Annotated in this window: 19 protein-coding genes and 2 tRNA genes; 14 read left to right on the top strand and 7 right to left on the bottom strand. The window is 66.5% G+C overall.

Annotation, left to right across the window (positions count from 1 at the left end):
- Window positions 1-173: 173 nt before the first annotated feature.
- From ftsH to phoR, 10 genes are all read left to right on the top strand, one after another.
- Window positions 174-2,057, top strand: a complete 1,884-nt coding sequence (gene ftsH, locus KZ686_RS13520; protein WP_006576612.1) for an ATP-dependent zinc metalloprotease FtsH — start codon at window positions 174-176, stop codon at window positions 2,055-2,057.
- A gap of 211 nt (window positions 2,058-2,268) precedes the next feature.
- Window positions 2,269-3,135, top strand: coding sequence for a dihydropteroate synthase (folP, locus tag KZ686_RS13515; RefSeq protein ID WP_265632619.1), 867 nt, complete (start codon window positions 2,269-2,271; stop codon window positions 3,133-3,135).
- Between the two features lie 85 nt (window positions 3,136-3,220).
- Window positions 3,221-4,564: a phosphoglucosamine mutase gene (glmM, locus tag KZ686_RS13510; RefSeq protein ID WP_149319835.1), complete on the top strand. Its 1,344-nt coding sequence runs from the start codon at window positions 3,221-3,223 to the stop codon at window positions 4,562-4,564.
- Between the two features lie 296 nt (window positions 4,565-4,860).
- The gene (pstS, locus tag KZ686_RS13505) at window positions 4,861-5,892 is read left to right on the top strand and encodes a phosphate ABC transporter substrate-binding protein PstS (protein ID WP_149319836.1); all 1,032 of its coding nucleotides are present in this window, start codon (window positions 4,861-4,863) and stop codon (window positions 5,890-5,892) included.
- Between the two features lie 95 nt (window positions 5,893-5,987).
- The gene (pstC, locus tag KZ686_RS13500) at window positions 5,988-6,953 is read left to right on the top strand and encodes a phosphate ABC transporter permease PstC (protein ID WP_149319837.1); all 966 of its coding nucleotides are present in this window, start codon (window positions 5,988-5,990) and stop codon (window positions 6,951-6,953) included.
- Window positions 6,950-7,861, top strand: a complete 912-nt coding sequence (gene pstA / locus KZ686_RS13495; protein ID WP_149319838.1) for a phosphate ABC transporter permease PstA — start codon at window positions 6,950-6,952, stop codon at window positions 7,859-7,861. Before pstC ends, pstA begins: the two co-directional genes overlap by 4 nt.
- Window positions 7,862-7,910: 49 nt before the next feature.
- Window positions 7,911-8,699, top strand: a complete 789-nt coding sequence (gene pstB, locus KZ686_RS13490; RefSeq protein ID WP_006576607.1) for a phosphate ABC transporter ATP-binding protein PstB — start codon at window positions 7,911-7,913, stop codon at window positions 8,697-8,699.
- Between the two features lie 74 nt (window positions 8,700-8,773).
- Window positions 8,774-9,478: a phosphate signaling complex protein PhoU gene (gene phoU / locus KZ686_RS13485; RefSeq protein WP_006576606.1), complete on the top strand. Its 705-nt coding sequence runs from the start codon at window positions 8,774-8,776 to the stop codon at window positions 9,476-9,478.
- A gap of 180 nt (window positions 9,479-9,658) precedes the next feature.
- Window positions 9,659-10,366, top strand: a complete 708-nt coding sequence (phoB, locus tag KZ686_RS13480; protein ID WP_149319839.1) for a phosphate regulon transcriptional regulator PhoB — start codon at window positions 9,659-9,661, stop codon at window positions 10,364-10,366.
- A gap of 191 nt (window positions 10,367-10,557) precedes the next feature.
- Window positions 10,558-11,877 carry a phosphate regulon sensor histidine kinase PhoR gene (gene phoR, locus KZ686_RS13475; RefSeq protein WP_149319840.1) on the top strand — a complete coding sequence of 440 codons (1,320 nt, stop codon included), beginning with the start codon at window positions 10,558-10,560 and terminating at the stop codon, window positions 11,875-11,877.
- 92 nt (window positions 11,878-11,969) lie between these two features.
- Here phoR and ppk1 read toward each other — a convergent pair whose 3' ends face one another.
- Complete coding sequence (ppk1, locus tag KZ686_RS13470; RefSeq protein ID WP_149319841.1) at window positions 11,970-14,087, bottom strand: polyphosphate kinase 1; 2,118 nt, start codon at window positions 14,085-14,087, stop codon at window positions 11,970-11,972.
- Window positions 14,088-14,217: 130 nt separating this feature from the next.
- Between ppk1 and ppx the strand changes: the two genes are divergently transcribed.
- Window positions 14,218-15,750, top strand: a complete 1,533-nt coding sequence (ppx, locus tag KZ686_RS13465) for an exopolyphosphatase (protein ID WP_149319842.1) — start codon at window positions 14,218-14,220, stop codon at window positions 15,748-15,750.
- A gap of 169 nt (window positions 15,751-15,919) precedes the next feature.
- Here the strand turns inward: ppx and KZ686_RS13460 are convergent, their stop codons facing one another.
- The 6 genes from KZ686_RS13460 to fabI form a co-directional block, all read right to left on the bottom strand.
- Window positions 15,920-16,756 (bottom strand): GNAT family N-acetyltransferase, encoded by an 837-nt coding sequence (locus KZ686_RS13460; RefSeq protein ID WP_149319843.1) that lies wholly within the window; start codon window positions 16,754-16,756, stop codon window positions 15,920-15,922.
- 335 nt (window positions 16,757-17,091) lie between these two features.
- A complete protein-coding gene (locus tag KZ686_RS13455) occupies window positions 17,092-17,568 on the bottom strand; it encodes a SixA phosphatase family protein (protein ID WP_149319844.1) in 477 nt (158 codons plus the stop codon).
- A 677-nt stretch (window positions 17,569-18,245) separates the two neighbouring features.
- Window positions 18,246-18,467 carry a translation initiation factor IF-1 gene (infA, locus tag KZ686_RS13450; protein WP_006578938.1) on the bottom strand — a complete coding sequence of 74 codons (222 nt, stop codon included), beginning with the start codon at window positions 18,465-18,467 and terminating at the stop codon, window positions 18,246-18,248.
- A gap of 249 nt (window positions 18,468-18,716) precedes the next feature.
- Window positions 18,717-18,793 (bottom strand) — tRNA-Arg (locus KZ686_RS13445).
- 51 nt (window positions 18,794-18,844) lie between these two features.
- Window positions 18,845-18,921, bottom strand: a tRNA-Pro gene (locus KZ686_RS13440).
- Between the two features lie 107 nt (window positions 18,922-19,028).
- The gene (gene fabI, locus KZ686_RS13435) at window positions 19,029-19,817 is read right to left on the bottom strand and encodes an enoyl-ACP reductase FabI (RefSeq protein ID WP_006578939.1); all 789 of its coding nucleotides are present in this window, start codon (window positions 19,815-19,817) and stop codon (window positions 19,029-19,031) included.
- Window positions 19,818-20,190: 373 nt separating this feature from the next.
- Here fabI and KZ686_RS13430 point away from each other — a divergent pair, with 373 nt between their 5' ends.
- From KZ686_RS13430 to KZ686_RS13420, 3 genes are read left to right on the top strand one after another with little or no spacing between them, the layout of a single operon-like run.
- A complete protein-coding gene (locus KZ686_RS13430; protein WP_322784869.1) occupies window positions 20,191-22,080 on the top strand; it encodes an extracellular solute-binding protein in 1,890 nt (629 codons plus the stop codon).
- A 46-nt stretch (window positions 22,081-22,126) separates the two neighbouring features.
- Window positions 22,127-23,176, top strand: coding sequence for a microcin C ABC transporter permease YejB (locus KZ686_RS13425; RefSeq protein WP_149319846.1), 1,050 nt, complete (start codon window positions 22,127-22,129; stop codon window positions 23,174-23,176).
- Window positions 23,173-24,375: an ABC transporter permease gene (locus KZ686_RS13420; protein ID WP_149319847.1), complete on the top strand. Its 1,203-nt coding sequence runs from the start codon at window positions 23,173-23,175 to the stop codon at window positions 24,373-24,375. The genes KZ686_RS13425 and KZ686_RS13420 overlap by 4 nt, the downstream gene beginning before the upstream one ends.
- The last annotated feature ends 4 nt before the right edge of the window (window positions 24,376-24,379 follow it).

Below are 24,379 nucleotides of genomic sequence, written 5' to 3'. Positions count from 1 at the left end.
GCACCATTTGAGCCGTTGCCGGTCTGAGTGTCGTCCCGCATTGGCCTACGGGCTGTCGGCCGCTGGCGCTATCGCTATCGGTCCGATAGGGACGCTTTTCGCCCCCCGGGGCGGCGCTGCATTACAATGCAATGCAGCTATCGTTGGCAAGGCATTCGCAAAGGAGTTCGGCCTTGAATAACAACCTGTTTCAAAAGGCGGCAATCTGGCTCGTGATCGCGCTGGTGTTGTTTACCGTCTTCAAGCAGTTCGACAAGCCCCGTGCGCAGGAAAGCGTCACCTATTCGCAGTTCATGGATGACGCCAAGAACGGCAAGGTGAGCCGCGTCGACGTACAGGGCCGAAACCTCGTGGTGACGCCCAAGGAAGGGCAGAAATACACCATCATCTCGCCGGGCGACATCTGGATGGTCGGCGACCTGATGAAATACGGCGTCCAGGTGACCGGCAAGGCCGATGACGAGCCCAATGTGCTGGTCCAGGCCCTGTACTACCTCGGACCGACCCTGCTGATCATCGTGTTCTGGTTCTACATGATGCGGCAGATGCAGGGTGGCGGGAAAGGCGGCGCCTTCTCGTTCGGCAAGTCGCGTGCGCGCCTGATCGACGAGAACCAGAACGCGGTCACCTTCCAGGACGTCGCCGGGTGCGACGAGGCCAAGGAAGAAGTGGTCGAGCTGGTCGACTTCCTGAAGGACCCGCAGAAGTTCCAGAAGCTGGGCGGACGCATTCCGCGCGGCGTGCTGCTGGTCGGCCCTCCGGGTACCGGCAAGACGCTGCTGGCGCGCGCCATCGCCGGCGAGGCCAAGGTCCCGTTCTTCAGCATCTCCGGTTCGGACTTCGTCGAAATGTTCGTCGGCGTCGGCGCGGCCCGCGTGCGCGACATGTTCGAGAACGCCAAGAAGCAGGCCCCCTGCATCGTGTTCATCGATGAAATCGACGCGGTCGGCCGCCATCGCGGCGCCGGCATGGGCGGCGGCAACGACGAGCGCGAGCAGACGCTGAACCAGATGCTGGTCGAGATGGACGGCTTCGAGGCCAACTCGGGCGTGATCGTGATCGCCGCGACCAACCGTGCGGACGTGCTGGACAAGGCCCTGCTGCGTCCGGGCCGCTTCGACCGCCAGGTCTTCGTCGGCCTGCCGGACATCCGCGGCCGCGAGCAGATCCTGAAGGTCCATATGCGCAAGGTGCCGATCGGCAACGATGTCGACGCGTCGGTGATCGCGCGCGGCACGCCGGGCTTCTCCGGCGCCGACCTGGCCAACCTGGTCAACGAGGCCGCGCTGTTCGCCGCCCGCCGCAACAAGCGCGTGGTCGACATGCAGGACTTCGAGGACGCGAAGGACAAGATCTACATGGGTCCGGAGCGCAAGTCCACGGTGATGCGCGAAGAGGAACGCAAGGCGACCGCGTACCACGAGTCGGGTCATGCGGTGGTGGCCAAGCTGCTGCCCAAGGCCGACCCGGTGCACAAGGTCACGATCATGCCGCGCGGCTGGGCACTGGGCGTGACCTGGCAGCTGCCGGAGCATGACAAGTACTCGAAGTACAAGGACAACATGCTCGACGAGATCGCCATTCTGTTCGGCGGTCGCGCCGCGGAAGAGGTGTTCCTCAACGCGATGAGCACCGGGGCGTCCAACGACTTCGAGCGCGCCACCAAGATCGCGCGCGACATGGTGACCCGCTTCGGCATGAGCGACACGCTGGGCACGATGGTCTATGTCGACACGGAGCAGGAAGGCCTGTTCGGCAAGATGTCGTCCAAGTCGGTGTCCGAAGTCACGCAGCAGAAGGTCGACGGCGAGATCCGCCGCATCCTCGACGAGCAGTACGCGCTGGCCAAGCGCCTGCTGGAAGAGAATCGCGACAAGGTCGAGGCCATGACCGCCGCGCTGATGGAATGGGAAACCATCGATGCCGACCAGGTCAACGACATCATGGCTGGCAAGCCGCCGCGTCCGCCGCGCGGCATGCCGGGCGCCAGCGGTGGCGGCACGCCGCCGTCGGGCGGCTCGCCGGTGACGCCGTCGAACGCGCCGGCCGCGGCCTGATCCGGGACCGTCCGGGACTGTCCAGTCAAAGGATGATGGCAGCGCTGCGCGTCACGCGCTGAGCCTCGCAAAGCCGGTGCCCCAGGGCACCGGCTTTTTTCGTCCCGACTGTCGTGCCGGCTTTGGTCCCGGCTTTCGTCCCGACTTTCCGCGCCACGTGCCTCGCCCGACGTCCCCGCATATTCCTTCCCCGCTTATTCAGGACCGCAACTTGTCGACCTCGTATTTCCAGTGCGGGCGCTATCGCTTTGCACGCGACCGCCGCCCCCTGGTCATGGGCATTCTCAACGTGACGCCGGACTCGTTCTCCGACGGCGGCCAGCATGCGAGCCGCGACGCGGCGCTGCGGCATGCCGAGCAGATGATCGCCGAGGGCGTGGACATCATCGATATCGGCGGCGAATCGAGCCGGCCCGGCTCGGCGTCGCTTCCGCTGGAGCAGGAGCTGGCGCGCGTGCTGCCCGTCGTCGAGGCGCTGCGCGACTGTGGCAAGCCGCTGTCGATCGATACCTACAAGCCCGAGACCATGCGCGCCGCGCTGGCGGCCGGCGCCGACCTGATCAACGACATCTGGGGCCTGCGCATGCCGGGCGCGCTCGAGGCCGTGGCGGCAGCCGAGGCGGGCAATGCGGGACTATGCGTGATGCACATGCAGCGCGACCCGCAGACGATGCAGGAGGCCCCGCACTACGACGACGTGGTCGGCGAGGTCCGCGATTTCCTGCGCGAGCGGGTCGATGCGCTGCGCGCGGCCGGCATCGACGACAGCCGCATCGTGCTCGACCCGGGCTTTGGCTTCGGCAAGACCGCGGATCATAATCTGCGCCTGCTCGGCGAACTGCCGCAGCTGGCCGTCGATGGCCTGCCGCTGCTGGCAGGGCTGTCGCGCAAATCGACGCTCGGCGCGATCCTTGGCGGACGGCCGCCGCGGGAGCGCGTCGCGGCCAGCATCGCCGCGGCTGTGTGCGCGGCCGAACGCGGCGCCTATATCGTGCGCGTGCACGATGTGCAGGCGTCGGTCGATGCGATCAAGACCTGGTGGGCCGTGCGGCAACAGCGCGTGGATGCCGCGGCCTGAGCCCGGGCACTGCATCGCCGCAACACCGCGAACCCCCTCACAACGCAAACACCTGAACCCGAATCAGAACAGGGAGAACGATCGGATGACACGTAAATATTTCGGCACCGATGGCGTGCGCGGCAGGGTCGGCGAGGCGCCGATCACGCCGGACTTCGTGATGCGGCTCGGCTATGCGGCCGGACGCGTGCTGGCGCTTGGCCAGCCGAGCGCGCAGGGCAAGCCCACGGTGCTGATCGGCAAGGACACGCGGATCTCCGGCTACATGCTGGAGGCCGCGCTGGAGGCGGGCTTTACCGCGGCCGGCGTCCATGTGCTGCTGACCGGTCCGCTGCCGACACCGGGCATCGCCTATCTGACCCGCGCGCTGCGCCTGGCTGCCGGCGTCGTCATTTCGGCCAGCCACAATCCGTATCACGACAACGGCATCAAGTTCTTCTCGGCCACCGGCGACAAGCTGCCCGACGAGGTCGAACTGGCGATCGAGGCCGAGCTCGAGGCGCCGATGCATTGCGTGCCGTCCGACCAGCTGGGCCGCGCCCGCCGGATCGACGATGCGGCAGGCCGCTACATCGAGTTCTGCAAGAGCACCTTCCCGTACGACCGGGACCTGCACGGCCTGAAGCTGGTGGTCGACTGCGCGCATGGCGCCGCGTACCACATCGCGCCCCACGTGTTCCACGAGCTGGGCGCCGACGTGGTGTCGATCGGCAACCAGCCCAATGGCCGCAACATCAATGACGGCTACGGCGCCACCGCGCCCGACAAGCTGGTCGAGGCCGTCAAGGCCCAGGGCGCGGACCTTGGCCTGGCCTTCGACGGCGACGCCGACCGGCTGCAGGTGGTCGACGCCGACGGCCGGCTCTACAACGGCGACGAGCTGCTGTACGCGATCGTGCAGGACCGCATCGCCTGCGGACAAAGCGTCCCCGGCGTGGTCGGCACGCTGATGACCAATATGGCGGTCGAACTGGCCCTGCAACGCCAGGGCGTCCAATTCGTACGGGCCAAGGTTGGCGACCGCTACGTGCTTGAAGAGCTGGGCAAGCGCGGCTGGACGCTGGGCGGCGAGGGCTCCGGCCACTTGTTGTGCCTGGATCGTCACTCGACGGGCGACGGTATCGTGTCGGGGCTGCAGGTGCTGGCGGCGCTGCGCCGCAGCGGCAAGACGCTGGCCCAGCTGCTCGACGGCGTGTCGCTGTTCCCGCAGACGCTGATCAATGTGCGCGTGCAGAAGGGCTTCGACTGGCAGAACCATGCCGGCCTGCAGGCCGCGCGCGCCGAGATCGAGCCGGCGCTGGCCGGCAAGGGCCGGGTGCTGATCCGTGCCTCCGGCACGGAGCCGGTGGTGCGGGTGATGGTCGAGGCCGAGCAGGCCGAGACCGCCGAGCAGGCGGCCCGCAAGCTGGCCGACGCGCTGGCGACCTGACACGGCGCAAGGCAGTCAGCCGCCATGGAACGCCCGGCCTCGGCCGGGCGTTTTCCTTTGGCCCCCAGCCCGCACTCAACCGCCAGCGACCCACCCCCCGGTCACCTCCGCGGTCCTCCCTCCCAGGCACCCCAGTCACCCGCATCCGCTCCAGCTACCCCCAGCCGACGCCCCCTCGCTTGCCTTAAATGTCTCTTCAGAGAAATTTTCGCGATGTCATGGAACTGTCATAGAGGCCGCATACAGTTCGGGATGTCAAAAAACTGACATTCCCAACCATGTTCTCTGGAGGACATATGAAGCTGGTCAAGACTGCCGTTGCGGGCATCGTTTCGATGGTGGTAGCAGGCTCCGCATTCGCGGCAGAAATTACCGGTGCAGGCGCTTCCTTCCCGGCGCCCGTCTATTCCAAGTGGGCCGACGCATACCAAAAAGCTACGGGTAACAAGGTCAACTATCAATCGATCGGCTCGTCCGGCGGCATCAAGCAGATCAACGCCAAGACGGTCGATTTCGGCGCCTCGGACGCCCCGCTGAAGGACGAGGAACTGGCCAAGCAAGGCCTGGTGCAGTTCCCGACGGTGATCGGCGGCGTGGTGCCCGTGGTCAACCTGCAAGGCATCAAGCCGGGCGAACTGACCATCACCGGCGAAGTGCTGGCCAACATCTACCTGGGCAAGATCAAGAAGTGGGACGATCCGGCGATCAAGGCGCTGAACCCCAACGCCAAGCTGCCGAGCCAGGACATCCTGCCGGTGCGCCGCGCCGACGGTTCGGGCACCACCTTCATCTTCACCAACTACCTGTCGAAGGTCAGCGCTGACTGGAAGAGCTCGGTGGGCGAAGGCACCTCGGTCAACTGGCCGGGCGGCGGCACGGGCGGCAAGGGCAACGAGGGCGTGGCCGCCTTCGTGCAGCGCCTGAACGGTGCGATCGGCTATGTCGAGTACGCCTACGCCAAGCAGAACAAGATGACCCACGTGAAGATGAAGAACGTCGCGGGCGCGGTCGTCGAGCCGAGTGACGACGCCTTCAAGGCTGCCGCCGCCGGCGCCGACTGGAGCAAGTCGTACTACCAGATCCTGACCAACCAGCAGGGCAAGGACGCCTGGCCGATCGCCGGCGCGACCTTCATCCTGGTGCACAAGAACCAGGAAAAGCCGGCGCAGGGCGCGGAAGTGCTGAAGTTCTTCGACTGGGCCTACAAGAGCGGCGCCAGCATGGCGAGCGAACTGGACTACGTGCCGATGCCCGAGTCGGTCGTCAACCAGATCCGCGCGACCTGGAAGAGCAGCATCAAGGACGCCTCGGGCAAGGGCCTGTACTGATCGTCTGTCGATGCGAAGGGAGGGCGTAGTCGGCCCTCTCCCCAAGCCCTTCTCCCGCATGCGGGGGAGGGGCGCAAACCGGAATACTCCCTGCCATGGCGACCACGTCCGATCTTCCCGCCGTACGCGCACCCGGCCGCACCGGTGACATCCTGTTCGGTGGCCTGACCCGCGGCGCCGCCATCATCACGCTGATGCTGCTGGGCGGCATCATCGTCTCGCTCGCCATCAGCGCCTGGCCTTCGATCCAGGCCTTCGGCTTCAAATTCCTGTGGACCGCGCAGTGGGATCCCCCCGCGGATATCTACGGCGCGCTGGTGCCGATCTACGGCACGGTGGTGACCTCGCTGATCGCGCTGATCATCGCGGTGCCGGTCAGCTTCGGCATCGCGCTCTTTCTGACCGAGCTCTCGCCCGCATGGCTGCGCCGCCCGCTGGGCACGGCGATCGAGCTGCTGGCCGCGGTGCCGTCGATCGTCTACGGCATGTGGGGCCTGCTGGTATTTGCGCCGCTGTTCGGCGAATACTTCCAGAAGCCGCTGGCCGCCACGGTGGGCCAACTGCCGCTGATCGGGCCGCTGTTCCAGGGCGCGCCGCTGGGCATCGGCCTGCTGTGCGCGGGCGTGATCTTGGCCATCATGATCATTCCGTACATCGCCTCGGTGATGCGCGACGTGTTCGAGGTCACCCCGGTGCTGCTCAAGGAGTCCGCCTACGGCGTGGGCTGCACCACCTGGGAGGTGATGTGGAACGTCGTGCTGCCCTATACCCGCGCCGGCGTGATCGGCGGCGTGATGCTCGGCCTGGGCCGCGCGCTGGGCGAGACCATGGCGGTCACCTTCGTGATCGGCAACACCAACCTGCTGGACAACGCCTCGCTGTTCTCGCCGGGCAACAGCATCACGTCCGCGCTGGCGAACGAGTTCGCCGAGGCCGGTCCCGGCCTGCATACCGCCGCGCTGATGGAGCTCGGCCTGATCCTGTTCTTCATCACCTTCGTGGTGCTGGCGCTGTCCAAACTGCTGCTGCTGCGCCTGTCGCGCAATGAGGGCAAGAAATGAATTCGACCAGCCAAGCGACCATGTCGACCTCGTCGATCCCGGCCGTCCACGCCGATGCCAACGAGGTGCGCGAGCGCCTGCAGGCACGGCGCAAGCGCATGAACGTCTACGCGCTGGCGGCCTCGCTGGCGGCGATGACCTTCGGCCTGTTCTGGCTCGCGTGGATCCTGTGGACCACGATCTCGCTGGGCATCGGCGGCCTGTCGATCGACCTGTTCACGCAGATGACGCCGGCGCCGAACACCGCCGGCGGAGGCCTTGCCAACGCCATCTTCGGCAGTTTCGTGATGGTGGGCCTGGCCACCGTGCTGGGCACGCCGCTGGGCATCCTGGCCGGCATCTATCTGGCCGAGTACGGCCAGAAGTCGGCGCTGGCCAGCTTCATCCGCTTCATCAACGACATCCTGCTGTCGGCGCCGTCGATCGTGATCGGCCTGTTCGTCTACGCGCTGGTGGTGGCCCGGATGGGGCATTTCTCGGCCTGGGCCGGCATCTGCTCGCTGGCGCTGCTGCAGATTCCGATCGTCGTGCGCACCACCGAGAACATGCTGAACCTGGTGCCCAATGCGCTACGCGAGGCCGCCTTCGCGCTCGGCACGCCGAAATGGAAGATGGTGCTGTCGATCACCGTCAAGGCCTCGTACGCGGGCATCATCACCGGCGTGCTGCTGGCGGTGGCCCGGATCGCCGGCGAAACCGCGCCGCTGCTGTTCACCGCGCTGTCGAACCAGTTCTGGAGCACGGACCTGAACAAGCCGATGGCCAACCTGCCGGTGACGATCTTCCGCTTTGCCATGAGCCCGTTCACCGAATGGCAGCAGCTGGCCTGGGCCGGCGTGTTCCTGATCACGATCGGCGTCCTGGCGCTGAACATCCTGGCGCGCGTGCTGTTCAAGAAGAGCCAGTGAGCCAAACCGCGCAGCCTGCGAAACCACGAATCTACCTGCGAGACCCAGCATGACTTCGACCGTCATCGACATCCCCGACAGCGTCCGCGCCAAGATCGACGTGCGCAACCTGAACTTCTACTACGGACAGTTCCACGCGCTGAAGAACATCAACATGTCGATCCCGGACCGCAAGGTCACGGCCTTCATCGGTCCCTCGGGCTGCGGCAAATCGACCCTGCTGCGCACGCTGAACAAGATGTACGCGCTCTATCCCGAGCAGCGTGCCGAGGGCGAGATCAACATGGACGGCGAGAACCTGCTGACCAGCCGCAAGGACATCGCGCTGCTGCGCGCCAAGGTCGGCATGGTGTTCCAGAAGCCGACGCCGTTCCCGATGTCGATCTACGACAATATCGCCTTCGGCGTGCGGCTGTTCGAGAAGCTGTCGCGCTCGGAGATGGACGACCGCGTCGAGTGGGCGCTGTCGAAGGCCGCGCTGTGGAACGAGGCCAAGGACAAGCTGCACCAGTCGGGCTACAGCCTGTCCGGCGGCCAGCAGCAGCGGTTGTGCATCGCGCGCGGCATTGCGATCCGCCCCGAGGTGCTGCTGCTCGACGAGCCGTGCTCGGCGCTGGACCCGATCTCGACCGGCCGCATCGAGGAACTGATCGCCGAACTGAAGGACGAGTACACGGTGGTGATCGTGACCCATAATATGCAGCAGGCCGCGCGTTGCTCGGACTTCACCGCCTATATGTACCTGGGCGAGCTGATCGAGTTCGGCGAGACGGAGAAGATCTTCATCAAGCCGCACCGCAAGGAAACCGAGGACTACATCACCGGCCGTTTCGGCTGAGCACCAAGGCAGCCCGTCCAAGCAACGCCCGCCGTGCCGCGCGACGCGCCAGCATCCGCGGCCAGGAGAACATGATGACCGACAAGCACCTGTCGACCCAATTCGACGCCGACCTCAACGCGATCAATACCAAGCTGCTGCAGATGGGCGGCCTGGTCGAGGCGCAGATCGATACCGCGATGAAGGCGCTGGCCGATTTCGACGCCACGCTGGCCGAGCAGGTCATCGAGCGCGAGAACCAGATCAATGCGCTGGAGATCGAGATCGACGCCGACTGCGGCAATATCATCGCGCGCCGGCAGCCGACCGCGCGCGACCTGCGCCTGGTGATGGCCATCTCGAAGACCATCACCAACCTGGAGCGCGCCGGCGACGAGGCGGAGAAGATCGCCAAGCGCACCAAGCACATCATGGAAGAGACCGGCGCGCAGGGCATCAACTACGCCGAGGTCAAGCTGGCCGGCGACCTGGCGATCGCGCTGCTGCGCAAGTCGCTCGATGCCTTCGCCCGCCTCGATACGGTCGCGGCCGCGCGCATCGTCAAGGAAGACAAGGCGATCGACGACGAATTCCGTGCCTTCGTGCGCAAGCTGATCACCTACATGATGGAAGACCCGCGCACGATCTCGGTCGCGCTGGACTTCCTGTTCATCGCCAAGGCGGTCGAGCGCATCGGCGACCATGCCAAGAACATCGCCGAGTTCATCATCTATATCGTCAAGGGCACCGACGTTCGCCATACCTCGCGCGAGGACATGGAAAAGGAAGCGCTGAGCTGATCGGGCCGCACCGGTCGAACGACGCCGCGGTACCTGCCCGTTGTTCAGCTGCCCGGTCGGTACCTGGCCGTTGCGAGGCGCTTGCCGTACATGGCTCGCTGTATTTCGTCCGCTGTATATCGCCATCTCGCTGTTCCATCTGCCAATACCTGAACCTGCCAGAGAGCGGAGAACTCATTCATGCCTAGCAGTATTCTGGTCGTCGAAGACGAACCGGCCATCGCCGAACTGATCGCCGTCAACCTGCAGCACGCGGGGCACTATCCGATTCGTGCCTACAACGCCGAGCAGGCGCTGTCGCTGATGAGCGATGTGTTGCCTGATCTGGTCCTGCTCGACTGGATGCTGCCGGGCAAGTCGGGCGCGGTGTTCGCCAAGGAGCTGCGCAACAACGAACGCACCAAGCAGATCCCGATCATCATGCTGACCGCGCGCAGCGAGGAGCAGGACAAGGTCATGGGGCTGGAAGCCGGCGCCGACGACTACGTGACCAAGCCGTTCTCGCCGAAGGAGCTGCTGGCGCGCATCAAGGCGGTGCTGCGCCGGCGCGCGCCGCAGCTGACCGACGACGTGGTGGCGATCAACGGCCTGCGGCTGGATCCCGCCACGCATCGCGTCACCGGCGAAGACGAATCCGGCCCGATCAAGCTCGAGCTTGGCCCGACCGAATTCCGCCTGCTGCATTTCCTGATGACGCATCCGGAGCGGGTGCACAGCCGCTCGCAGCTGCTCGACCAGGTCTGGGGCGACCACGTCTTCGTCGAGGAGCGCACCGTCGACGTGCATATCAAGCGCCTGCGCGCGGCGCTGGCCCCCGGGGGCTACAGCGCGATGATCGAGACCGTTCGCGGCAGCGGCTACCGCCTGGCCCGTTCGCCGGGGCAGTGAGCGGCCGGCCTCGCGCGGTTTGCCGCGCGGTTGGCGGCCCGGGCGAGGCGGCTTTTCTGTCGCCGCGCGGTTGCCTCGCCGTTGCGTCGCCGTTCCATTTTTCGTGGCACACTGCGGCCCATCCCGCCTGCGGCGGCCGGACCTGATCTCCACCGACGCCGTTCCCCGCCAGGCTGCCATCGCACGATCTCATGAATGTCATCTGGGCCCGATCCGCGGCCGTCCTGATCCTGCTGGCCATCGCCGCCGCGCTGCTCGCCGTCTTCGTCGGCGTGACCGCCGCGCTGGCGCTGACCACCGGCGCGCTGCTCGCGCTGCTTGTCTTTTATCTGTATCAGATCAACCGGCTGTGGAAGGTGCTCGACGCGCCGGCCTACGGCGAGATTCCGAGCGCGGTCGGGCTGTGGGGCGAGGTCTATTATCGGCTGCACCGGCTGGTCAAGCGCTGGCGCATGCAGGTGCTGCAGGTCGAGCAGCAGCACACGCGCTTCATCCAGGCCATCCAGGCTTCGCCCAACGGCGTGCTGATGCTGGACGACGCCGACCAGATCGAGTGGTGCAACGCCGTGGCCGAGCTGCATTTCGGCCTCAGCGCACGGCGCGACGCGCGCCAGCGCATCACGCACCTGATCCGGCGCCCGGAGTTTGTGCAGTACCTGATGTTGCAACGTTTCGACGAACCCTTGCAGATGCGCGACATGGGCGAACACAAGCAGAGCGTGCTGGCGGTGCAGGTGCTGCCCTATGGCGACAATCGCAAGCTGGTGCTGACGCAGGACATCACCAAGCTCGAGAACACCGAGTCGATGCGGCGCGATTTCGTCGCCAACGTCTCGCATGAACTGAAGACGCCGCTGACGGTGCTGACGGGCTTTCTGGAGACCGTGCGCGACCTGCCGGTCTCGGACGAGGATCGTCGGCGCTATGTCGACATGATGATGACGCAGGCCATGCGCATGCAGCATATCGTCGAGGACCTGCTGGCGCTGGCCAAGCTCGAGAGCGACATGCAGCCGCCCAGCCAGGATCCGGTCGATATCGGCGCGCTGGTGCACCACCTGGTGCATGACGCGCAGGGGCTGTCGCAGGGCCGGCACGAGATCACCGCCGACATCGACCGGGCGGTCGGCATCCGCGGCAACGAAACCGAGTTGCTGTCGGCGCTGGGCAATCTGGTGTCGAACGCGGTGCGCTACACGCCCGACGGCGGCCGCATCGGCATCGGGCTGTGCTATCGCGACGGCCATGCGGTGTTCTCGGTCAGCGATACGGGCCTGGGCATCGCCGCCGAACACATTCCGCGGCTGACCGAGCGCTTCTATCGCGTCGACCGCAGCCGCTCGCGCGATACCGGCGGCACCGGCCTGGGCCTGGCGATCGTCAAGCACGTGCTGTCGCGCCACCACGCCGAACTGCGCATCAGCAGCGAGGTGGGGAAGGGCAGTGTGTTCCGGGTGGTGTTCCCCGTCGATCGCAGCATTCACCAGCCGGGCGCGCGGCACGCGGCGTAGAGGCGGATCTCGGGTTGATTGGCGGACGAGGTACCGCCTTTCCTGCACGCCTTTCTCTTCAGCAGGAACCAGCAGGAAAGGCCGTGTGGCCCTCAGGCGAACATCCCCAGCAACTCCATCTGGCTGACCCGCCGTTCCTTCCCCTTGCCCGTCTGCTGGACATAGCTGCCGTCCGGCTGCATGACCCAGGCCGAGCCGTTGTCGCGCAGATGGACCAGCAGCCCTTCCTGGATCACGCGCGTCTTCAACGTCTTGTCGAGGATCGGGAAGGCGACCTCGACGCGGCGGAACAGGTTGCGGTCCATCCAGTCGGCGCTCGACAGATACAGCAGCTCGGTGCCGCCGGCCAGGAAGTAGTTGACGCGATGGTGTTCGAGGAAGCGGCCGACGATGGATCGCACCGTGATGTTTTCGGACAGTCCCGGCACGCCGGGCCGCAGCGCGCAGACGCCGCGCACGATCAGATCGATCTGCACGCCGGCGCGCGAAGCCTTGTACAGCTCCTCGATCACCGACGGCTCCAGCAGTGCGTTCATCTTGGCGATGATGCGCGCCGGCTTGCCGGCCCGCGCGTTGCGCGCCTCGGCCCGGATATGTTCGACCAGATTGCTCTGCATCGTGAACGGTGACTGCCACAGGTGCTTGAGCTTGATCGAGCCGGCCGTGCCGGTCAGCAGCTGGAACACGTGATGCACGTCCTCGCACACTTCCTCGTTGGCGGTCAGCAGCCCGAAGTCGGTGTACAGCCGCGCGGTGCGCGGATGATAGTTGCCGGTGCCCAGATGCACATAGCGGCGCAGCTTGGTCTGCTTGCTCTTCGGACCGGCAGGCTCGCGCCGCACGATCAGCAGCATCTTGGCGTGGCACTTGTGGCCGACCACGCCGTAGATCACGTGCGCGCCGGCTGATTCGAGGCGCTCGGCCCAGTTGATATTGGTTTCCTCGTCGAAGCGCGCCAGCAGCTCCAGCACGACGGTCACATCCTTGCCGTTGCGCACCGCGGTCATCAGCGCTTCCATCACCAGCGAATCGTTGCCGGTGCGGTAGACGGTCTGCTTGATCGCGACCACGTCCGGATCGTTGGCCGCCAGCTGCAGCAGGTCCAGCACCGAGCTGAAGCTCTCGTACGGATGGTGCAGCAGCACGTCGCGCTGGCGGATCACGTCGAACATCGGCGTGCCGCCGCTGAACGCCTTCACTGCGGCGGGGACGTGCGGCGGATATTTGAGGGCAGGGCGGTCGACCATGTCGGGGATCGACATCAGCCGCACCAGATTGACCGGCCCGCTGACGCGATACAGGTCCTGCTCGCCGAGCGCGAACTCGGTCAGCAGCCGCCGCGTCAGCGCCGGCGGCGTTTCGGCCGCGACCTCCAGCCGCACCGCGTCGCCGTAGTGGCGCGTCGGCAGTTCGCCCTGCAGCGCCTCGCGCAGATCGGTGATCTCGTCTTCGGAGACGAACAGGTCCGAATTGCGCGTGACGCGGAACTGATAGCAGCCGTCGACCTCGATCGCCGGGAACAGCTCGTGCACGAAGCCCTGCATGAACGAGGACAGCAGCACGAAGCCGTACGGATAGCCCGACAGCGACTGCGGCATTCGCACCACGCGCGGCAGCGCGCGCGGGGCCTGCACGATCGCCAGGTCCGCCTCGCGGCCGAATGCGTCCTTGCCGGACAGCTCGACGACGAAGTTCAGGCTCTTGTTCGAAACACGCGGGAAGGGATGGGCCGGATCGAGCGCGATCGGCGTCAGCACCGGACCGATCTCGCGCACGAAGAAGTCGCGCGCCCAGTCGCGCTGCGCGTCGTTCCAGACCGTGGTCATATGGAAGAACACGCCCTCGCGCTCCAGCAGGGGGAAGAGCACGTCCTGCAGCATGGCATACTGCGCTGCAACGAGGCGCTGTGTCCGCTCGGTGATCGACTGGTAGGTCTGCTGGAACGACAGGCCGTCCGGGGTCAGGCCGGACGGGTTGTCGCGCATCTGCTCCTTGAGCCCGGCCATCCGGATCTCGAAGAACTCGTCGAGATTGCTCGACACGATGCAGATGAACTTCAGGCGCTCGAGCAGCGGCACCGCCGGGTCCGCTGCCTGGGCCAACACACGGGAGTTGAATTCCAGGATGCCGAGTTCGCGATTGAGCAGCGTACCGGGCGGGGTCGTCGACATGGGCATGACCTTCTTTGGGCGATGCGGCGACTTTTCCATAGAATCGTGTCAACTTGATGACAACGTGATTTTGTCATGACACCGACACGGCCAGGACATATTCTTCGTGCCTCGCGCGGCCGGCGATGAACGGAATGCCGCCGGTCCGTGTTTCCAGACTGCTATGACGATGAACAATACTCCACGCCTGCTCGCCGCCGTCGATATGGGCTCCAACAGCTTCCGGCTGATGATCGGCCGGGTGGACGAGATCCAGACCGCGACCGGTCCGGTCAGCCAGATCTTCCAGGTCGATGCGCTGCGCGAGCCGGTGCGCCTCGCCGCGGGCCTGACCGCCGACAAGTACCTGGACCAGCCGGCGCGGCGCCGCGGCGTCGAGGCGCTGCGGCGCTTTGGCGACCGCCTGCGCGAATTCTCGCCGGACCAGGTGCGCGCCGTCGCCACCAATACGCTGCGCGTGGCCAAGAACGCATCCGAATTCCTGATCGAGGCGGAGAACGCGCTGGGCTTTCCGATCGAGGTGATCGCCGGCCGCGAGGAAGCCCGGCTGATCTATCTGGGCGCGTCGCACGATGCGCCGGCCTGCGCCGGCAATCGGCTGGTGGTCGATATCGGCGGCGGCTCGACCGAATTCATCATCGGCCATGGCTACTCGGCCAAGCTGATGGAGTCGCTCTATATCGGCTGCGTTTCGCACAGCCGGCAGTTCTTCCCCAGCGGCAATGTCGACGAATACGCGATGAAGCAGGCCGAGCTGGCGGCGCGCCGCGAGATCCAGGTGCTGGTGCGCCAGTACCGCAGCGCGGGCTGGCAGCAGGCGGTCGGCTCGTCGGGCACGGCGCGCGCACTGGCCGAGCTGATCGAGCTGAACGGCATGAACGACAACGCGCAGGAGCACGGCATCACGCGGGAAGGGCTGGAGCGGCTCAAGCGCGCGCTGATCAAGGCGGAGAACACCAACCGCGTGCGGCTGGTCGGATTGAAGCCGGACCGCATCCCCGTGCTGCCCGGCGGGCTGTCGATCATGCTCGGCGTGTTTGCCGAGCTCGATATCGACCGCATGGACGTCACCGACGGCGCGCTGCGCCTGGGCGTGCTGTACGACCTGCTCGGCCGCAGCCATCACGAGGACATGCGCACGGTGACGGTGGATCAGTTCATGCGCCGCTACGGCGTCGACCGTGCCCAGGCCGCGCGCGTGCGCCAGGCCGCGCAGCGGCTGCTGGCCCAGTTTCCCGATCCGGCCAACGAACGGCGCGAGGACAATCTGGCGCTGCTGGGCTGGGCCGCGAGCCTGCACGAAATCGGCATGTCGATCGCGCACAGCAGCTACCACAAGCATTCGGCCTATATCGCCACCCATGCGGACATGCCGGGCTTTTCCAAGACCGACCAGGCGCGGCTCGCCACGCTGCTGCTCGGCCATGCCGGCAAGCTCGGCAAGCTGTCGGGGCGTGGCCGCTTTCTCGACTGGCGCATGCTGTTCAGCCTGCGCCTGGCCTTCGTGCTGTGCCGGCGGCGTGCCGATGTCGAACTGCCGGAGATCAGGGTCAGCCAGCGCGCCGACGCGCTGGAAGAGGGCTTCGAGGTGCGGCTGCCGAAGGCGTGGGTCGAGACCAATCCGCTGGTCGAATACAGCCTCGGCAAGGAAGCCGACGAATGGGAGCGGATCGGGATCCGCTACAAGGTGGTGTACGTCTGAAGGAAGGGGGCCAACCGCCGTCGGCGGACGCGTACAGGCTGCGCCGGTGTTCTACGTCTTCCGCTTGCGGGCGAGGGCCGGACAGTGCCTCTGTTGGCCCATGGCCTGCGGGAGAGGAGGCGAGAGGAGACAGCGCGCGACTGGCGCGCCGCCTCAACCCCTCAACCTCTTAGCGCTGCAGCCCGAGGAAATGCCGCGCGTAACGCGGATTCATGTCCCCGACGCGCAGCAGCGTGAGGAAATCCGCCACGTTGAAGTCCGGATCCCAGGCCGGCATGCCGCAGATGCGTGCGCCCAGGCGCAGATAGCCCTTGATCAGCGCCGGCGGCTCGACTTCCAGGTCCTGGTTCAGCTCGTGCACCGGCAACGGCAGCCGCGGAAACGCGTGGTATTCGATCGGCGCCAGATAATCGCGCGCGAACACGCGGCTCAGGCTCGCGGCGATATGGCCGCCATCGTTGATCGGCACGCTCGCGCAGCCGAGCATCGACTCGATGCCCCAGCGCTGCAGGTACTCGCCCAGCCCGCCCCACAGCGCCATGATGACGCTGCCGGTGCGGTAGTCGCGATGCACGCACGAGCGGCCCAGTTCGACCATCTTCGGCTTCAGATGCGCCAGCCGGACCAGGTCGAATTCCGATTCGGCGTACAGGCAGCCGATGCGCTTGGCCTGGTGCGGCGGCAGCACGCGGTAGGTACCCACGACCTTCAGCGTGGCGAGGTCGCGCACGATCAGGTGGTCGCAGTAGGCATCGAACATGTCGATGTCGAGCTCGGGCGACGAGGTCGACAGGCGCGCGCCCATCTCCTCGGCAAATACCTTGTAGCGCAGGCGCTGCGCTTCGACTACTTCGTCCTGGTGGCGCGCCCACGCCACGCTGAGAGCAGGCGCTGCATCTTGCTGCGCAACGGATTGGCGATGAAGACGCCTCCGGCCCGGATGGCCCGCCAGGCCATTGGGCAAGGAATCGAAGAGCGGCTGGGTAGGCGTCGGGAGGTCTCGCATCAGATGTCCTTTCGATGACAACATGGCTGCGAAACAATGTAGAGGGGAGCGGTGACAGAGCCGTGAACCGGCGATGACGGTTGCGTGACCGTGCTGCCGTGGCAGATGAGGGCGTGGCGGCATGAACCTGTCGCGACAGAGGACGTCGCGGCATGAGGACGTCGCGGCATGAGGGCGTCGCGGCATGAAGGCGTCGCGGCATGAGGGCGTCGCGGCATGAGGGCGTCGCGGCATGAGGGCGTCGCGTCGCGGCATGAAGGCGTCGCGACATGAAGGCGTCGCGACATGACGGCGTGGCGACGATCACCTCGCCACGCAGCGCCGCCGGACGAAGGTCACAGGAATTCGGGATTGATCACCGCGCGCAGCACGACCTGGTCCTCGTGCTCGCGCGTGCGGGCCGTCAGCCACCAGATGCCGCTCTTGCGGATGCTCCAGCTGATCTCCGTGCCGGCGAGCAGCAGAGCCGCGAGCCGGCCGATCCAGGGCTGATGGCCGACCACGACCGTGGTACCGGCCGCATGCGGCCAGTCGATCGCCGCCAGCACGTCGGTGACATCGCTGTCTGGCGCCAGCGCGGGCACCACCAGCGCGTCGGCGCGCAGCGCCGCGGCGGTTTCGCGGCTGCGCTGCGCGGGGCTGCACAACAGCCGCGCATCGGGCGGCAGATGCGCCCGCAGCCAGGCGGCCGAGGCTTCGGCCTGCTTGCGGCCGCGGCGGGTCAGGGCACGTTGCAGGTCCGCGGCGCGGCCCATGCCGGCAACATCGGGGAGCGCTTCCGCTTCGGCGTGGCGCCACAGGATCAGGTTCATTGCTGGAGATCGGCACGGCGCGAATGCCGTGCGGTGGTCGTTCGTGTTGGAACTCCGGAGACCGGTAGCGGCTCCGTCTGGATCGATTCGACTGGGGTGTCGGGCCTGCGTTCGACGCGGCGTCCGGTCCGTGGTGTCGGCGCCGTCTTCCGGTGCGTGGCCGGCCAGTCGATGCCGCGGTCAGTATCGCGCACCGACATGGCGTGGGCAATGCGCCGCCATGCCGGTGACAGGATCATGTCACCGGGCGACGCGGGAGTATCGGCGGCGTCGATGACAGCAAGATGACGGTCCCGCGACGGTCACAATGCGTGTCGTGACGGGACGACCGGCAACGAGACGACCGGCAAGGGGTAAGGGAAGAGCGACGCCGGGGCGACCAGCAATGAAGAGAGCGGCGACGGGGCGACCGGCAAAGGGGCGACCGAAGGCGAGGCCCGTGTCGAACTTCAGGGGGAGGGCGGCGCGGTCGATGCCAGTGCACCGGCACCTCGAAGGGGTGCGGCGAGGCATCTTCCCGCCAGACGCGCGAATGCCACCGTCGCGGTCATTCGGATCGAGTGACCGCGTGCAAGCTGCGCTGGGTGGGAGGCACGACGCGGCCAGGCGACGAGCAGAATCGCGTCGTCGCCGCGACGCCGAACAGGAGCGAAACCGTTGGACCGGGCGGTCCGGTATCAGCTCTTGTGACGGAAGTTGATGCGACCCTTGGTCAGGTCGTAGGGCGACATTTCCAGCGTCACGCGGTCGCCGGCCAGAATACGGATCCGGTGCTTCTGCATCTTGCCCGATGCGTAGGCCCAGATTTCCACGCCGTTTTCCAGCAGCACGCGATAGCGGTTGTCGGGCAGCGCTTCCGAAACGACGCCGCCGAATTCAATGAGTTCTTCCTTAGCCAAGCTTCCTTCCTTTGTGGCTCCATGATGGGCAGCCGGACGGCCGCCTTTGCGGATGCGCGATTATAGCACGAACGCACCTGCAGCATTTTGGGTTCCCGGCGCCTGCCTTTAGTTCCCGTACGCGGGCGGGAACCGGCGAAACGTGGCGTCGGCGCGGCAGGCTTTGTGAACCGGCGGCGATAAAAGCAGAGGGGAAATCGGGCGGAATAGTCTCCGCCTGGGAGTGCCTTTGCCGCCACCAAAGAGGTGTGGCCCGCCCTGCACGATTCGAACGTGCGACCGCTCGCTTAGAAGGCGAGTGCTCTATCCAACTGAGCTAAGGGCGGTCGGAAGAGAAAAAGGGTTAGCCGGCCGTGGCCTGCTAACCCTTGTCGTTCTGGTCGGGGCGACATGATTCGAACATGCGACCCTCTGATCCCAAATCAGATGCGCTACCAGGCTGCGCTACGCCCCGAAGCCGCGCATTGTATCCGTCGGCACTGCGGCGGTCAAACGCGATCGGCGGTGCACAGACAGCCCGGTTATCCGTCCCTGTTCGCCCCTGTTCGGCCCTCTACGACCTTACTCGCCTTCCGGCAGGCTGGCGCCGACGATATTGAAGCCCGCGTCGACGTACGTGATCTCGCCGGTCACGCCGCTCGACAGGTCCGACAGCAGGAAGGCCGCGACGTTGCCGACTTCCTCGATGGTGACGTTGCGGCGCAGCGGGGCGGCTTCCTCGAAGTGGCCGAGCAGCTTGCCGAAGCCCTTGATGCCCGAGGCGGCCAGCGTCTTGATCGGGCCGGCCGAGATGCCGTTGGCGCGGATGCCGCGCGGGCCGACCGAGGCGGCCAGGTAGCGCACGCTGGCTTCCAGCGACGCCTTGGCCAGGCCCATCGTGTTGTAGTTGGGCACCACGCGTTCGCTGCCCAGATAGGTCAGCGTCAGCAGCGAGGCCTTGTCCGACAGCAGCGGCAGCGCGGCCTTGGCGAGCGCCGGGAAGCTGTAGGCCGAGATGTCGTGGGCGACGCGGAACGCCTCGCGCGACAGGCCGTCGAGGAAGTCGCCGGCGATCGCCTCGCGCGGGGCGAAGCCGATCGAATGGACCAGGCCGTCGAGCTTGTCCCAGCGCTGGCCGAGCGCGGCGAAGGTGGCGGCGATCTGCTCGTCGCTCGACACATCGCATTCGAATACCAGATCGCTGCCGAATTCCTTGGCAAAGTCCTGGATACGGTCCTTGAAGCGCTCGCCGACATAGGTGAAGGCCAGTTCCGCGCCTTCGCGCTTGCAGGCCGACGCGATGCCGTAGGCGATCGAGCGGTTCGACAGCAAGCCGGTGATCAGGATCCGCTTACCTGCCAGAAATCCCATAAGTTCTCCATGGTGGTCTTGTGATGCGCGTTCGCGGCGCGCCGGCGTGGGGCACGCTGCCGGGCACGGTTCGTGCTGAGCCTCGCCGGGCCGCAGGGCCGGATGACCGACCCGCTTGCCGTACCGGATCGCCGATGGCGAGCGGGCAGGCCCGTTGCGGCCGCGGCCACGCCGCGTACTGGAATGTCCGGATGGCTGGAACGCCGCCGAACGAAGGTAAAATTGTCGCACAACTTGGCCCGGGCACCGACCGCGGCCGTACTTGGCAAGCGAAGTTCTGGGGGAGGGCATCGACCGGATGCAAAGGCAAGCAGCAGGGCCGTTTTCGGCATGGCATCGTATCCGGGCGCGGACTCGCACCGGCCTGGTCCAGATGCTGGCACGGTCCGCCGCAGCCGCCCTGGTGGCCGCGCTGTTGCCGACGATGCCGACCACGGCATGGGCCGCGCACGGCTTCGCGCTGCACGGCGACCTGAAGTACCCGCCCGACTTCCACCATTTCGACTACGTCAATCCCGATGCCCCCCGCGGCGGCACGCTGACGTTGGCGAATCCGGACCGGCGCACCAGCTTCGACAAGTTCAACCCGTTCACGCTGAAGGGCGTCGCCGCGCCGGGCCTGACCTCGCTGATGTTCGAGTCGCTGCTGATCGGCAGCGCCGACGAGACCGCCAGCGCCTACGGCCTGCTGGCCGAAGACGTCACGGTGGCCCCCGACGAGCTGTCGGTGACCTTCCGCATCCATCCGCAGGCGCGCTTCCACAACGGCGATCCGGTGCTGGCCAGCGACGTCAAGTATTCCTTCGACATGCTGATGAGCAAGGCCTCGAGCCCCGGCTATCGCAGCATGTGCGCCGACGTCAAATCGCTGACCGTGATCGACGACCGGACGGTGCGCTACGACTTCAAGCAGCGCAACGGCGAGCTGCCGCTGATCGTCGGCTCGCTGCCGGTGTTCTCGCGCAAATGGACGGCCAAGGTGCCGTTCGAGAAGCTGACCTTCGAGACGCCCGTCACCAGCGGTCCCTATCTGATCGAGCGCTACGACGCCGGCCGCGGCATCATCTACAAGCGCAATCCGAACTACTGGGGCAAGGACCTGGCGGTGCGGCGCGGCACCTTCAACTTCGACCGCGTGGTGTACCGCCTCTACAAGGACGAGACCGCGCGGTTGGAGGCCTTCAAGGCCGGCGAATTCGACGCCATCGTCGAGTACCGCTCCAAGAGCTGGGCCAAGAGCTATGTCGGCAAGCGCTTCGCCAACGGCGAGCTGATGAAGACCGAATTCCCGCACCGCAATGGCGCGGGCATGCAGGGCTTCGTGATGAACATGCGCAAGCCGCTGTTCCAGGACGTGCGCGTGCGCCAGGCGCTGATCCTCGCGCTGGATTTCGAATGGCTGAACCGGCAGCTGTTCTACGGCGCCTACAAGCGCCTCGACAGCTGGTTCTCCAACAGCGAACTGGCCGCCAGCGCAACCTTCGACGGCCGTCCCGGCCCCGGCGAGCTGGCCTTGCTGGAGCCGCTGCGCGACCAGCTGGCGCCCGAGGTATTCGGTCCCATTGTCACGCAGCCGACCACCGAGCCGCCGCGCTCGCTGCGCGACAACCTGCGCGAAGCGCGCCGGCTACTGGCGCAGGCGGGCTGGACCTACAGCGACGGCGCGCTGCGCAACGCCAGGGGCGAGCCCTTCGTGTTCGAGTTCCTCGACGACGGCGGCGCGATGAGCCGCGTCATCACGACCTATGTACGCAACCTGGAGAAGCTCGGCATCCAGGTCCATCAGCGCACCACCGACTTCGCGCTGTACCAGAAGCGGCTGGAAGACTTCGACTTCGACGTGGTGTCGATCCGCTTCCCCGATTCGCAGAGCCCGGGCAACGAACTGCGCGATCGCTTCACCAGCGAGGCGGCCTCGATGCCGGGCTCGGACAATCTGTTCGGGCTGAAATCGCCCGCGGTCGACAAGCTGGTCGACCAGGTGCTGCGCGCGCATACGCGCAAGGACCTGATCAATGCGTCGCGCGCGCTCGACCGCGTGCTGATGCACGGCTACTACGTGGTGCCGAACTGGTACAGCGCCTCGCATCGCGTGGCCTACCGGCGCGAGCTGGTCTATCCGCAGCGGCTGCCGTACTACTACACGGCCGAGGGCTGGGTGCTGAGCAGCTGGTGGCGCAGCGATGTGCCCGCTGCGCAGGCGAAGGCGGCCCAGGCGACGGCGGCCGAAGCGAAGCCAGGCCCGGCCAAGGCGGCGCGCTGAGCGCGGCGATGGCCGCGACTGGCGCCAAAGGACAACAGGAAACGGCATGCTGGCCTATCTGCTCAAACGCGTTCTGCTGATGATCCCGACGCTGATCGGCGTCATCACGCTGACCTTCGTCGTGATCCAGTTCGTGCCCGGCGGCCCGGTCGAGCAGATGATGATGGAGCTCAAGGGCCGCGGGGGCGGCGGCGAGGCCAGCGGCGGCGGTGCCGAATATCGCGGCCGACGCGGCGTCGACCCCGAGAAGATCAAGGAGATCCAGGCGCTGTACGGCTTCGACAAGCCGCCGCTGGAGCGCTACTGGATGATGCTCAAGCGCTTTGCGCAGTTCGATCTGGGCCAGAGCTACTTCCAGCACCGCAGCGTGTGGGAGCTGGTCAAGTCCAAGCTGCCGGTCTCGGTCAGCCTGGGCCTGTGGACCTTCTTCCTGACCTATCTGATATCGGTGCCGCTCGGCATCGCCAAGGCGATCCGGGCGGGCAGCCGCTTCGACGTGGTGACCAGCATGATCGTGCTGGTCGGCTACGCGATCCCGGGCTTCGTGCTGGGCGTGCTGCTGCTGGTGCTGTTCGGCGGCGGCACCTTCGTGCAGTGGTTCCCGCTGCGCGGCCTGACCTCGGACAACTGGGAGCAGCTGTCATTGATGGGCAAGGTGATGGACTATCTGTGGCACCTGGTGCTGCCGATCACCGCGTCCGTGGTCGGCAGCTTCGCCGTGGTGACGATGCTGACCAAGAACGCGTTCCTGGAAGAGGTGCGCAAGCAGTATGTGCTGACCGCGCGCGCCAAGGGCCTGTCGGAGCGGCGCGTGCTGTGGAAGCATATCTTCCGCAATGCGCTGATCCCGCTGGTGACGGGCTTCCCGGCGGCCTTCATCGGCGCCTTCTTCACCGGCTCGCTGCTGATCGAGACGCTGTTCTCGCTCGACGGGCTGGGCCTGCTGTCCTACGAGGCGGTGCTGCGCCGCGACTATCCGGTCGTGCTGGGCACGCTGTACCTGTTCACGCTGATCGGCCTGGTGACCCGGCTGATCTCCGATGTCTGCTACGTGCTGGTCGACCCCCGCATCCATTTCGAGGCCATGCCGCGATGATCCCGCGTTGGCAAACTCCTTTCCGCTCGACCCCGCGGCCGCCGCGCCTGGACCGGCTGCCGTCCTCGCTGTCGCCGCGCCAGCGCGCCTGGCAGCGCTTCCGCCGCAACCGGCTCGGCTACTGGAGCCTGATCGCCTTCGTCGTGCTGTTCGTGCTCAGCATGTTCGCCGAGGTGCTGTCGAGCGACCGCCCGCTGGTGGTCAAGTACCGCGGCGAGTGGTATTTCCCGATCGTGCAGACCTATGCCGAGACGACCTTCGACGGCGACTTCCCGACCCCGACCGACTATCTCGATCCCTTCATCCGCCAGCGCATCACCAGCAACGGCAACTGGGCCATCTATCCGCCCAACCGCTATTCGTACGACACGCTGAACTACTTCGCCAAGGAGCCGAATCCCGCGCCGCCGTCGTCGGAGAACTGGCTCGGCACCGACGACCGCGGCCGCGACGTGCTGGCGCGGCTGATCTACGGCTTCCGCGTGTCGGTGCTGTTCGGCCTGGCGCTGACCGTGATCGGCGTGGTGATCGGCACCATCACCGGCGCGCTGATGGGCTTCTTCGGCGGGCGCTTCGACCTGATCTCGCAGCGCGCGATCGAGATCTGGAGCTCGATGCCCGAGCTGTATCTGCTGATCATCTTCGCGTCGATCTTCGAGCCGAGCCTGGCGCTGCTGATCATCCTGCTGTCGCTGTTCGGCTGGATGGGTTTGTCGGACTATGTGCGCGCCGAGTTCTACCGCAACCGCTCGCTCGACTACGTCAAGGCGGCGCGCGCGCTGGGCCTGTCCAATGTGCAGATCATGTGGCGCCATATCCTGCCCAACAGCCTGACGCCGGTGATCACCTTCCTGCCGTTCCGCATGAGCGCCGCGATCCTGGCGCTGACGAGCCTGGACTTCCTTGGCCTGGGCGTGCCGCCGACCACGCCGAGCCTGGGCGAGCTGCTGGCGCAGGGCAAGGCCAATCTGGACGCGTGGTGGATCTCGCTGTCGACCTTCGGCGTGCTGGTGGTCACGCTGCTGCTGCTGACCTTCATGGGCGACGCGCTGCGCGATGCCTTCGATACGCGGCTGGGCCTGGCGGCGCTGCGCGGCCGGGTCGAACCCAAGCTGCCCGACCCCTCGGCGGGATCGGCGGGCGGACCGGCGGCGGACGCCGCGGCGGCGGGGCAGTCCGCCGCGGGAGCGCGCCCATGAACGA

Source organism: Cupriavidus cauae, assembly GCF_026210475.1.
GTDB classification, from domain to species: domain Bacteria; phylum Pseudomonadota; class Gammaproteobacteria; order Burkholderiales; family Burkholderiaceae; genus Cupriavidus; species Cupriavidus cauae.
This window is presented reverse-complemented; position numbering and strand designations above follow the sequence as displayed.